This window comes from Chromobacterium sp. ASV23 (assembly GCF_016428945.1).
Classification (GTDB): Bacteria; Pseudomonadota; Gammaproteobacteria; order Burkholderiales; family Chromobacteriaceae; genus Chromobacterium; species Chromobacterium sinusclupearum.
This window is the reverse complement of the sequence record NZ_JAELTR010000004.1, coordinates 75,257-87,550: the sequence shown is the minus strand read 5'-3', so window position 1 is coordinate 87,550 and position 12,294 is coordinate 75,257. Positions and strand designations below refer to the sequence as shown.

The following is a 12,294-nucleotide window of genomic DNA, read 5'->3' as shown; positions in this document are numbered from 1 at the left end:
CCACGCGATAGCTGCCCGTCTGTAAATCACTATCATTTAGACTTGCATTAAGCAATTCCACTTATACAGTTCAAGGATAGGGAACTTCATTCCGCCACGTTTTGCCCTCCAGCGTTCCTGCGCGGGCAATACGGAAGGAGTATCGCCATGACCACCCCCATCGTCCGGCTGATGCAACGCCTCAGCTATCCCAAGCGTTTTGCCGTCATCGGACTGTTGTTCGCCTTCGCGCTGCTCTACTTGGTCTACGCCCTGTATCGAACCAATCAGGACAACATCGAGTTCACCAACAAGGAAAAAATCGGCGTCGTTTATATGCAGCCGCTGACCGCCTGCCTTGCCGCCGTGCAGTTGCAGCAAGAGCTGGCGGTGCGCGCGGCGCTGGGCGACAGCCAGGCCCGCAGCGGCCTGAGCGATGCGACTCGGCAACTGCAGACCAAATGGCAGGCCTTGAAAACGGTCAACGATCAGATTGGCGGCACGCTGAACAGCGACAGCGCCTGGAAAGACACGCTTGCCGGCTGGAACGCTTTGCAGGCCGCCGGCAATGCTGCGCCTGCGCAGCAGATTGCCGCCTACGCCGCCTTCAACGACAAGCTGAACAACCTGATCGGCGCCATCAGCGACAATTCCAACCTGACGCTGGACCCGGACATCGATACCTATTATCTGATGGATGCCTCAACCTCCAAGCTGCCGACCTTGCTGATCCACCTGGGCGAAGCGCATGCCGTCGCCGCGCTGGCAGAGGCCAATCATCCGCTGGAATCCGGACAACGAGACAGGCTGGTCGAACTGCGCCCGCTGATCGGAGAAGCCAGCGACGGCCTGGTCAGCGACGTCGGCAAGGCCTTCGCCTACAACGCGGGATTGAAAGCCGATCTTGCGCCCTTGGGCGACAAGCTGGCCGCCATCCTGAAAAACCAGGGCCAGGGCATAGACGACGCCGTCGCCGGCAAGACCGGCGCCAGCGGGCTGAAGATCGCCGGCCATACCGCCGAAAACGTCCAGGCCATCTCGGCCTACATGTCGAGCGGGCTGGCTAGGTTGAACGATCTATTGCAAGCCCGGATAGACCGCACCGCCCTGCAACGCGACACCTATATCGGCATCAGCTTCGCCGCCATGCTGCTGGCCATCTTCCTGTTCCAGCAACTGTATCTGTCGATCACGCTGCAACTGGGCGGCGAGCCCTTCTACGTGCAGGAAGTCGTCGAGCAGATCGCCTCCGGCCGGCTGGATACCCGCATCCAGTTGCGCGACAACGACGAATCCAGCTTGCTCGCCACCATCCGCAGCATGCGCAATCAGCTGCGGGAAACCGTATCCCAATTGATCTCCACCGCCAACGAAGTCAACGGCGCGGCGTCCCTGATGGCGCAGAGCGCGCAAAGCATCACCTCCAGCAGCTGCCAGCAGAACGAGGCCGCCGCCAGCATGGCCGCCGCGATAGAGCAGCTGAGCACCAGTCTGTCGGTTTGCGCGGAACAATCGGAACAAGCGGATCGGCTCTCCACCGACGCCGTCCACGAGTCCGGCGAGGGAGACAAGGTGATCGCCGCCACCAGCAGCAGCATGGACGGCATCGTGCGCGACGTGTCCACGGTGTCGGACACGATAGGCGAGCTGGGGAAACAGTCCGAATCCATCGCCGGCATCGTCGATGTGATCCGCGACGTGGCGGAGCAGACCAATCTATTGGCGCTGAATGCGGCGATCGAGGCGGCGCGAGCCGGCGAAATGGGACGCGGCTTTGCCGTGGTGGCGGACGAGGTGCGCAAGCTGGCGGAACGCACCGCGCTGTCCACCACCGAAATCAGCAACATCGTCAGCCAGATCCAGAGCACGGCGCAACGCGGCACGCAGAGCATGCAGGTGGGCATGCGCGCCATCATGGACGGCCAGCAGCGCGCGCGGGCGGCCGGCAACAGCATGAATGAGATACGCCAACGCATCACCGACGTGCTGGCCAGCATCCATCAGATCACCGATTCGCTGCGCGAACAGAGCCACGCCAGCCAGACGCTGGCGCAGAATGTGGAGCAGGTCTCAAAGATGTCCGAGCAGAACACGATGGCGGTCAAGGCCAGCGCCGAAACCGCCGGCGAGCTGCAGACGATTTCGGCGCGGCTGCTCGGCGTGGCCGGCCGCTTCACCGTGTAGCCGCGCCGAATCGAAAAGCCGGCGGGCTTTGGCTTACCAGATGCCCTTCTCCACCTTGTCGGCCAACTCGGGATAGCGGTCCGCCTTGAATTCCGGCACCACCACGCCGGCCTTCAGCTGGCGCTGGTAATCGCCGAGCACAATGAAGAAATAGCGCGACAACAGCAGGATGGCGGCCAGATTGATCAGCGCCATCAGTCCCATCGCCAGATCGGCCATGTCCCACACCAGCGGCAGGCTGGCCAGCGCGCCAAACAGCACCATCGCCAGCACCAGCAAGCGAAAGGCCAGCAGACCGCGCTTGCTGTTGAGAATGAACTCGACATTGCCTTCGGCGTAGGCGTAATTCCCCAGAATGGACGTGAAGGCGAACAAAAACATCGCCACCGCCAGGAACGATACGCCCAGCGGACCGAATTGCGATTCGATGGCCTTTTGAGTCAGCGCCACGCCGCTCAAACCCTGGTCATGCACGCCGGACAGCAGAATGATGGCGGCGGTGGCGGTGCAGATCACCATGGTATCGATGAACACGCCGAACATCTGGATCGCGCCCTGGCTGGCCGGGTGGCGCGACGCCGCCGTGGCCGCGGCATTGGGCGCGGAGCCCATGCCCGCCTCATTGGAGAACAAGCCGCGCTTGATGCCCAGCATCATCGCCTGGCTCACCGCGTAACCGGCCGCGCCGCCGGCCGCCTGCTCCAGGCCCAGCGCGCTCTTGACGATCAGCACCACCAGACCGGGCAGTTCCGCCGCATGGATGGCCAGCACGTAGAAGGCCATCGCCAGGTAAATCAGCGCCATCACCGGCACCAGCCATTCGGCCACCCGCGCCACGGAGCGGATGCCGCCGAAGATGATAGGCGCGGTCATCGCCGTCAGCGCCACGCCGACGAACAGCGGATGCCAGCCCCAGGCGCCGGCCGTGGCGGCGACGATGGAGTTGGCCTGCACCGCGTTGAACACCAGGCCGAAGGCCAGGATCAGGCAGAGCGCGAACACCACGCCCAGCCAGCGCTGGCCCAGGCCTCTCTGGATGTAGTAGGCCGGCCCGCCGCGGAAGGTTTCGTCATGGTGATTGGTCTTGAACAGCTGCGCCAGCGTCGATTCGACGAAGGCGCTGGACATGCCGAGCAAGGCGGTCAGCCACATCCAGAACACCGCGCCCGGCCCGCCGACGGCGATGGCGATGGCCACGCCGGCGATATTGCCGGTGCCCACGCGGCTGGCCAGCCCGGTGGCGAAGGCCTGGAACGGCGAAATATCGTTCTTGCTGCGGTGGCCGCCACGGCCGCCGGTCATTTCCTGCCAGCCGCGCCGGAACAGGCGCAGCTGCAGCAGGCCGGAACGCAATGTGAAATACAGGCCGACCGCGATCAACAGCGCGATCAGTATCTTGCCCCACAACACATCGTTGACGGCATTGATCAGTGAATGAAACAACTCCATGGTTCTCCTTGGCGTTCTGAGCGTAAACCTTCCCGCAGCGGCAATATGCGTCGCCGCGGGAATGGAAGGTTGGATGAATCCCGATCTGGCGCCGGGATAAGCACCTTGAGAACAGAAAGCAGATTCGGCGTCAGCCCCTGCCGATTGGCTTGCCGCAGCGCTGGCGGCAAAGTGGCCGAATCTAGCAAAAGACCTTAACAAATGGCAATGAAACAATTGCGCAAGCGTAGATGCGCTGAATTCATTGCCGCGGGAAATCGCTATATAAGCCGCGATAAGATAATTCCAGCCTAGAAAGGCCCAGCCGCGGCATGCGGATGGCAAGGTGAAGCCATCCTGCAACAGCTGTCGGCTGCGCCCGACCCGGATGGACTTTTTGCCAATCATTTTCAAGCAAATGAATTATTCAGCCTGAAGTGGATAGATGCTAATCTGAAAATGCGCGCATGGCGGGCAATCGGAGCGGCAAGCAGCATGAAAGCGATAGGCAACTGGGTATTGGCGCTGTGGTGCCTCGCCTGTCTGGCGGGCGAACCGCCGTGGCGATTGGTCGCCGACGCCAGCTTCGAACCGTACAGCTACCTGGGCCGGGACGGCAGCAGCCCGCAGGGGCTGGACGTGGAGCTGGTGAGCGCGGTGATGCGGGAAACCGGCACGCCGTTCCGCATCAGCCTGTTGCCCTGGGAAAGAGTGAAGCTGCAGCTGGCGCAGAAGGAAGCCGACGCCGGCTTCGTCTTCACCGGCACGGCTGAGCGCCGCGCCCAATATGAGCTGGTGGGGCCGCTGCGCACCGGACAAACCGTGTTCATCACGCTGACGCAGAACCGCCTGCGCTACTGGCGCAGCCTGGACGATCTCAAGCCTTACCTGATAGGCCAAGTGCACGGTTACAGCTACGAAACCGACTTCGACAAGGCGGACCTCGAACGCGACCTGCACGCCACCACGCCGCGCCAGCTGGTGGCGATGCTGCTGGCGGGACGGGTGGATGTGATCGTCGGCGACAAGACGCAGCTGCTGTACTTCATCCAGCAGCTGCAGGCGGAAAACCAGGTGCGGGTGCTGTCCAAACCCTTGGTGGAAATGCCGCGCTATGTGGCCTTCGCCAAGGGCGACCCGCGCGCGCGGCAGTTCGAGACCGCGCTGAGGAAATTACAGCAGAACGGCCAGCTGCAAGCCATCCAGCAGCGCTGGTCGCCCTGAACGGCGCTAGCGGCGCGCCGGCAGCAGATCCAGCCGGTCGGTGCACAAACTGTCCACGCCCCAGGCCAGCAGCCGCTCGGCGTCCGCCGTATCGTTCACCGTGTAGCACAGCAGCTGGTAGCCGGCCTGCTTGATGTCGCGCGCCAGTTCGGCGGTCAGCGCATGGTGGTCGCAGTGCAGCGCCACGCAGTCCAACTCCCGCAGAATCTCGCGCCAGTTGGCGGGAATGTCCTCGCACAGAAAGGCGCGCGGCAGCGCCGGTTCGGCCGCCTGGGCCGCGCGCAAGGCGTCGATCTCGAACGAAGACAGCAAGGGCGGCACCGCCGCGCCGGCCCACAACCGCGCGGCTTCTTGCGCCACCAGGCGGCCGGTTTCCTCGAAGCGGCCCGGACACGGCTTGATCTCGATGTTCAGCAGCATGTCCTGGGCGCGGCAGTAAGCCGCCACATTGGCCAGCGTCGGCAGCGCCTCGCCGGCGAACGCCGCGCCCTTCCAGCCGCCGGCGTCCAGCATCGACAGTTCGGCCATGGTTTTGAGCTTGGCCTCGCCCTGGCCGTTGCTGGTGCGGTCCACAATGTCGTCGTGCAGCAGGAAGCAGACGTTGTCGGCCGACAGCTTCACGTCGCACTCCGCCGCGCGGTAGCCGTAGCGGATGCCCTCGCGGAAGCCGGCCAGGGTGTTCTCCGGCGCCAGCGTGCCGCCGCCGCGGTGGGCGACGAGCTCAGGATACGGCCAGGACTGCTTCAGGTGCTGCGACATACTCGATTCTCCGTTGTGTTTGGGCGTCAAACAGGTGCAGCGCCTCCGGCCGCACCGTCAGTTCCAGCCGGCTGCCCGGCTGAGGCCGCTGGCCGTGGGCCAGCCGCGCCACCGCGTTTTGCCCGGCCATCAAGCCGTAGACGTAATTATCGGCGCCCAGCATCTCGATGCTGTCCACCCGTAGGCTAAAGCTCAAGCCCGGCTCGCCGCCCAGGCGCAGGTGTTCGGGCCGGATGCCGACGCGCAACTTGCGTCCCGCCAGCTCACTCCTGGCCTGCGGCAAGGTCAATGCCGAGCCATCCCCCAGCAGCAGGCGCTCGCCGCGCGGGTCGGCCTCGGCGTCCAGCAGGTTCATGCCCGGCGAGCCGATAAAGCTGGCGACAAAAGTGGAGGCCGGCCGGTCGTAGATCTCATCCGGTGCGCCGATCTGCTCGATATGGCCCTTGTTCAGCACGATCACGCGGTCGGCCAGCGTCATCGCCTCCACCTGATCGTGGGTGACATACAGGCTGGTGGTGGACAGACGGCGGTGCAGTTGCTGGATCTCCAGCCGCATCTGGCCCCGCAGCTTGGCGTCCAGATTGGACAGCGGCTCGTCGAACAGGAACACCGCCGGTTCGCGCACGATGGCGCGGCCCATGGCCACGCGCTGGCGCTGGCCACCGGACAGCTCGCGCGGCTTGCGTTCGAGCAGCGCCTCCAGCTCCAGCACCTTGGCCACGGCCAGCACCCGCTCCATGATGGCGGTCTTGGCCATGCCCTTGAGCTTGAGCGCGTAGCCCATGTTCTGCGCCACCGTCATGTGCGGATACAGGGCGTAGTTCTGGAACACCATGGCGATGTCGCGGTCCTTGGGCTCCAGCGGGTTGACCAGGCGATCGCCGATGCGGATCTCGCCATCCTCGGTGCTTTCCAGCCCTGCCACCATGCGCAGCAGCGTGGACTTGCCGCAGCCGGACGGACCGACGATGACCACGAACTCGCCGTCGCCGATCTCGACCGAAATGTCCTCCAGCACCTTGCGCTCGGCGCCTGGATAGCGCTTGGCGATATTCTTCAGACTCAGTTTTGCCATATGGCGCGCCTTCTCATTTTTCGTTGTCTACCAGGCCCTTGACGAACCAGCGCTGCATGAAAATCACCACGACCAGCGGCGGCAGCAGCGTCAACAGCGCGGACGCCATCACCAGATGCCATTGCACCGCGCCCTCGCCCAGCATGCCCTTGATCGCGATCACCGCGGTGGACATGGCAGGATCATGCGTGACCAAGAGCGGCCACAGGTACTGGTTCCAGCCATAGATGAAGGTGATGACGAACAGCGCCGCGATATTGGTGCGCGACAAGGGCAGCACCACGTCGATCAGGAAGCGGATCGGCCCCGCGCCGTCCACCCGCGCCGCCTCCATCAGCTCCTTGGGCAGCGTCATGAAGAACTGGCGCAGCAGGAAGGTGGCGGTGGCGGACGCGATCAAGGGCAGCGTCAGGCCGGTGTAGCTGTTGATCAGCCCCATCTGGGTCACCACTTCCACTGTCGGGAAAATCCGCACTTCCACCGGCAGCATCAGCGTGGCGAAGATCAGCGCGAAGCCGGTCTTGCGGAAGGGAAAGCGGAAATAAACGATGGCGTAAGCCGACAGGAAGGAGATGAAAATCTTGCCGATGGCGATCAAGAGCGCCATCACCAGGCTGTTCCACAGCGTGCGCGCCAGCGGCACCGCCAGACCGCCGCTGCCGCTCCACAGCACGGTGGAGAGGTTGGTCCACAGCTGGCCGCCGGGCAGCAGCGACAGCGGCACCCGCGTCACCTGATCGGCGCTCTGGCTGGCCGCGGCGAACATCAGATACAAGGGGAAGGCCACGACCAGCGCGCCTGCGATCAACATCGCGTGGCAGAACAGGTCCAGCCCTTTACGGTTTTCCACCATCAGTACTGCACCTTTCTTTCCACGTAACGGAACTGGATCAGCGTCAGGATGCCGACCACGATCATCAGCACCACCGATTGCGCGGCCGAGCTGCCCAGGTCCAGGCCCTTGAAGCCTTCCAGATACACCTTGAGGATCATGGTCTCGGTGGACTTGCCCGGGCCGCCGCCGGTGGCCGCGTCGATCACCGCGAAGGTATCGAAGAAGGCGTACACCAGGTTGACCACCAGCAGGAAAAAGCTGGTCGGCGACAGCAGCGGGAACACCAGGTCGCGGAAGCGGCGCAAGGGGCCGGCGCCGTCTATCGCGGCGGCCTCTATCAGCGACGCCGGTATCGCCTGCAGGCCGGCGTAGAAGAACAGGAAGTTGTAGCTGATCTGCTTCCAGGCCGAAGCCAGCACCACCAAGAGCAGCGCCTGGCCGCCGTTGAGCGCGTGGTTCCACTCATACCCCATGCCGCGCAGCAGATAGCTGATCCACCCCAGGCTGGGATTGAACAGGAACAGCCACAGCACGGCCACGACGGAAGGCGCGATGGCGTAAGGCGCGATCAACACCGTCTGGTAGACGCGCTTGCCGCAGACGATCTGATTGGCCATCACCGCCAGGATCAGCGCGCTGCCGGTGCCCAGCAGCGTCACCAAGGCGCTGAACAGCAGCGTGGTCTGGATGGTGCCGAGGTACAGCGGGTCATGGAACAGCTGGCTGAAATTGGCCAGGCCGACGAACTGGCTGTCCAGCCCGAACGGGTCCTGCATATGCGCCGATTGCCACAGCGCCTCCAACGCCGGCCACAGGAAAAACACCAGCGTGATCGCCAGCTGCGGTGCCAGGAGCGCCAAGCCCAGCCAGCGGTTGGGGAAGTAAGTACGGTTTTGCATGCGGGCACCAGGACAAAGCGGACAGCCGCCCGGCTACCCGCTCATGGAACGTGAAATCAGCCGGCGGTCTTCTCGAAGCGGCGCAATAGCTCATTGCCGCGCAGCACCGCGTTGTCCAGCGCGTCCTTGGCGCTCTTCTTGCCGGTCCACACCTCCTCCAGCTCCTCATCCACCACGGTGCGGATCTGCGGCATATACCCCAGGCGCAGACCGCGGGTATAGGACTTGGGCGGCTTGTTCTGCATCTGCAGGGTTGGGATGTCGGCGCCGGGGTTCTGTTGGTAGTAGCCGTCCTTGCGGCTCAGCTCATAGGCGGCGGTCACCACCGGCAGATAGCCGGTGTCCTGGTGCCATTTGGCCATCACCGTCGGCGAAGTCAGCATCTTGAAGAATTTGGCCACGCCCTTGTATTCGGCAGGACTCTTGCCGCCCATCACCCACAGGCTGGCGCCGCCGATCAGCGCGTTCTGCGGCGCGCCCTTCACCGCCGGGTCATAAGGCATCATGCCCATGCCGAAATTGAACTTGGCGTTCTTGCGGATATTGGCCAGGGAGCCGGAACTGCCTGTCATGATGCCGCACTCGCCACTGTAGAACTTCAGCGTGGCCTCGTCCTTGCGGCCGGCATAGCTGAAGCTGCCATCCTTGGCCATCTTGGCCAGCATCTCGATGTGCTTGACCTGAGTCGGGCCGTTGAACTGCAGCACGGCGTTGGTGCCGCCAAAGCCATTGTCCTGGCTGGCGACCGGCAGATTGTGCCAGGCGCTGTAGTTCTCCAGCTGCACCCAGCCTTGCCAGCCGGTGCTGTAACCGCAGCGCATGCCGGAGGCTTTCAACTTGGCGGCGGCGGCGGCCAGCTCCGGCCAGGTTTTGGGCGGCGCGTCCGGCAGGCCAGCCTTCTTGAACGCATCCTTGTTGTAGTACAGCACCGGGGTGGAGCTATTGAACGGCAAGGACAGCAGGTGGCCGGTCTTGGCGTCGGAGTAGTAGCTTGCTACGGCCGGAATGAAAGCTTTCTCGTCCAGCTTTTCCCCGGCATCGGCCATCACTTGGTAAACCGGCTTGATGGCTTTCTTGGCCTGGATCATGGTGGCGGTGCCCACTTCGAACACCTGCACGATGGCCGGCGCGTTGCCGCTGCGATAAGCGGCGATGGCGGCGGCCAGCGATTCGTCGTACTGCCCCTTGTACACCGGCACCACCTTGTAATCTTTTTGGCTGGCGTTGAACTGGGCGGCGATGGCGTTGACGCGGTCGCCCAGCGCGCCATCCATGGAATGCCAGAACTGGATTTCGGTGGCGGCCTGGGCGGAAAGGGACAGCGTCAGCAGCAGGGGGGCCAGCGCGCCGGCGCGGCGGGACAGAGCAAACTTCATCGTGATCTCCAGATGTCGTGGGCGGACATGTCGTCAAGCGGCGGATTGTGGCCGGACAAAATGACAATATCGTTACATTAATATGTCATCAGAATTTCAACAAGCGCCCATTTACAAATTTGCTCATGCCATCCATGCAAAAAGGGCACGCAAGGCGTGCCCTTTTACAAACGCGTCCGCGCGCTTTTACTGGTAACTCAGCTTATCGGCCTTGCCCCAGAACACCCGGTAAGCAAAAGCGGTGTAGCCGATGATGCATGGCAGCACCACCACAGCACCCCACAGAATCACCCACAGCGCCTCCGGATCGGCCGCCGCTTGCCAGATTGTCATCCGCCCGATCACCATCTGCGGGAACACGCTATAAGCCAGGCCCCAGAACGACAACAGCACGATGCCGACGCTGGCGGCAAACGGCAGCCAGCAGAAGCTGTCGTTGCCGGCGGCTTGGCGCCGCGCCAGCCTGGGCAGGCTGAGCCAAAGCAGAATGAACAGCGCCAGCGAGCCCAGCGGCAAAGGCAGCAGCAACAGGAACTGCGGCAGCGCGAACCATTTGGCGGCGATGCCAGGATTGGCCAGCGGCGTCACCACCGATACCGCCAGCACGGCCAAGCCGGCGCCGTACAGCGCGTATTCCGCCCAGACGATCGCCTTGGCCTGCAGCTTGCCGTGCGTCTTCATCACCAGCCAGCAGGCGCCGAGCAAGGCGTAGGCCAGCGCCAGCCCCGCGCCGACCACCAGCGCGAACAGCCAGGCGGTAGCGCCCTCGGCGAAGCCGGTCAGGAAACGGCCCAGCATCACGCCCTGCGCCAGCGCGGCCAGCAGAGAGCCGCCGGCAAAGGCCGCGTTCCACCACGGCTTGTGCGGGTCCTGCGCCTTGACGCGGAAGTCGAAGGCCACGCCGCGCAGAATCAGCCCCACCAGCATGGCCAGCACCGGCAGATACAGCGCGCCGAACACCACGCCGTGCGCTACCGGAAACGCCACCAGCAACAGGCCCGCCCCCAGCACCAGCCAGGTTTCGTTGGCGTCCCAGAACGGGCCGATCGAGCCCACCATCACATCCTTCTCGTCATCGGTCGCCAGCGGCAACAGAATGCCGACGCCCAGGTCGAAGCCGTCCAGAATCACGTACACCAGCATCGCCAACGCCATCAGTCCGGCGAAGATCGCCGGCAGGTAGAATGCCTCGCTCATGCCAGTTTCTCCTTCAGTTGCGGTTCGTGCGCCAGCTCATGCGCGCCGGCCTTGCGCGCCAGGTAAAAAAGCACCGAGATATAAGCGGTCAGCAGCAGCGCGTACAAGGCCAGATACGTGCTCAGCGACGTGAACAGCATCGGCGCCGTCGCATGCCCGGCCGCCTGGGCGGTGGTCAGCACGCCCGTCACCAGCCATGGCTGGCGCCCTATCTCGGTGACAAACCATCCGGCCAGGGTGGCGATCCAGCCGGCAAACGTCATGCCCACCAACACCCGCGCCAATGCCTGCGGCAGCTCGCCCCGCTTCTTCAGCTGCCAGGCGGCCAGCCAGGACACCAGCAGCATCAGCATGCCCATGCCCACCATCACGCGGAAACTCCAGAACACCTTGGCCACCGGCGGATGATGCTCGAACTCATTCAAGCCCTTGATCTCGCCGCCCCAGGTGTGGGTCAGGATCAGACTGCCCAGCTGCGGCACGCCTAGCGCATAGTCGTTGCTGCGGGTTTCGGCATTCGGCAGCGCAAACAAGAGCAGCGGCACATCCTTCTCGGTGTGCCAGATGCCTTCGATCGCCGCCAGCTTGGCCGGCTGGTGCTTCAGCGTGTTCAAACCGGACATGTCGCCCACGAACATTTGCAAGGGAATCAGCAACGCCGCCAGGAACACGCCGCTCTTCAAGGCCACCATGACGCCGCGGCCGCGCTCGCCGCGCAGGTAGCGGTAGGCGGACAGGCCGGCGATCAGGAACGCCACGGTCAGGCCGGAAGCCAGCAGCATATGGGTCAGCTGGTACGGCAAGGTCGGGTTGAAGATCACTTCCAGCCAGCTGACGACATGGGCGCGGCCGTCGCGCATCACGAAGCCGGTGGGCGTCTGCATCCAGGAGTTCAGCGCCAGAATCCAGAACGCCGACACGGTATTGCCGAAGGCCACCAGGAAGGTCGCCAAGGTGTGCACGCCCTCGGACACCTTGCTGCGCCCGAACAGCATGATGCCGAGGAAGCCCGCCTCCAGGAAAAACGCCGTCAGGATTTCATAGGCCAGCAGCGGGCCGGCGATATTGCCCACCGTCTGCATATAACCCGGCCAGTTGGTGCCGAACTGGAAACTCATCGTCACGCCGGACACCACGCCCAGCGCGAAGGACAGCGCGAAGATCTTCACCCAGAAGCCGTAGGCGTCCATCCAGCCCTGATCGCCGGTCTGGCGGAAGCGCATCTTGAAGAACAACAACACCCAGGCCATCGCGATGTTGATGGTGGGAAACAGGATGTGAAAACTGATATTGGTGGCGAACTGGATGCGCGCCAGCGTGACGGGATCGAGCTCCATG

General features: G+C 63.8%; 10 protein-coding genes. 2 read left to right on the top strand and 8 right to left on the bottom strand.

What is annotated here, in order from left to right:
- The first annotated feature begins 147 nt into the window (after positions 1-147).
- Complete coding sequence (locus tag JHD59_RS03290; RefSeq protein ID WP_199153135.1) at positions 148-2,163, top strand: methyl-accepting chemotaxis protein; 2,016 nt, start codon at positions 148-150, stop codon at positions 2,161-2,163.
- Between the two features lie 33 nt (positions 2,164-2,196).
- Here JHD59_RS03290 and JHD59_RS03285 read toward each other — a convergent pair whose 3' ends face one another.
- Positions 2,197-3,612, bottom strand: coding sequence for a sodium:alanine symporter family protein (locus tag JHD59_RS03285; protein WP_199153134.1), 1,416 nt, complete (start codon positions 3,610-3,612; stop codon positions 2,197-2,199).
- 474 nt (positions 3,613-4,086) lie between these two features.
- Between JHD59_RS03285 and JHD59_RS03280 the strand changes: the two genes are divergently transcribed.
- On the top strand, positions 4,087-4,815 hold the full coding sequence (locus tag JHD59_RS03280; RefSeq protein WP_199153133.1) for an ABC transporter substrate-binding protein: 729 nt from the start codon (positions 4,087-4,089) through the stop codon (positions 4,813-4,815).
- Positions 4,816-4,821: 6 nt separating this feature from the next.
- Here JHD59_RS03280 and ugpQ read toward each other — a convergent pair whose 3' ends face one another.
- The 7 genes from ugpQ to JHD59_RS03245 form a co-directional block, all read right to left on the bottom strand.
- On the bottom strand, positions 4,822-5,574 hold the full coding sequence (gene ugpQ, locus JHD59_RS03275; protein ID WP_199153132.1) for a glycerophosphodiester phosphodiesterase: 753 nt from the start codon (positions 5,572-5,574) through the stop codon (positions 4,822-4,824).
- A complete protein-coding gene (locus JHD59_RS03270; protein WP_199153131.1) occupies positions 5,537-6,649 on the bottom strand; it encodes a sn-glycerol-3-phosphate import ATP-binding protein UgpC in 1,113 nt (370 codons plus the stop codon). Before JHD59_RS03270 ends, ugpQ begins: the two co-directional genes overlap by 38 nt.
- Positions 6,650-6,662: 13 nt before the next feature.
- Positions 6,663-7,502: a sn-glycerol-3-phosphate ABC transporter permease UgpE gene (ugpE, locus tag JHD59_RS03265; protein ID WP_199153130.1), complete on the bottom strand. Its 840-nt coding sequence runs from the start codon at positions 7,500-7,502 to the stop codon at positions 6,663-6,665.
- A complete protein-coding gene (ugpA, locus tag JHD59_RS03260; RefSeq protein WP_199153129.1) occupies positions 7,502-8,383 on the bottom strand; it encodes a sn-glycerol-3-phosphate ABC transporter permease UgpA in 882 nt (293 codons plus the stop codon). Before ugpA ends, ugpE begins: the two co-directional genes overlap by 1 nt.
- A 56-nt stretch (positions 8,384-8,439) precedes the next feature.
- Positions 8,440-9,759, bottom strand: coding sequence for a sn-glycerol-3-phosphate ABC transporter substrate-binding protein UgpB (gene ugpB / locus JHD59_RS03255; protein WP_199153128.1), 1,320 nt, complete (start codon positions 9,757-9,759; stop codon positions 8,440-8,442).
- Between the two features lie 186 nt (positions 9,760-9,945).
- A complete protein-coding gene (locus tag JHD59_RS03250; protein WP_071109320.1) occupies positions 9,946-10,956 on the bottom strand; it encodes a cytochrome d ubiquinol oxidase subunit II in 1,011 nt (336 codons plus the stop codon).
- Positions 10,953-12,293 (bottom strand): cytochrome ubiquinol oxidase subunit I, encoded by a 1,341-nt coding sequence (locus JHD59_RS03245; protein WP_043624362.1) that lies wholly within the window; start codon positions 12,291-12,293, stop codon positions 10,953-10,955. Before JHD59_RS03245 ends, JHD59_RS03250 begins: the two co-directional genes overlap by 4 nt.
- Position 12,294: the final 1 nt, after the last annotated feature.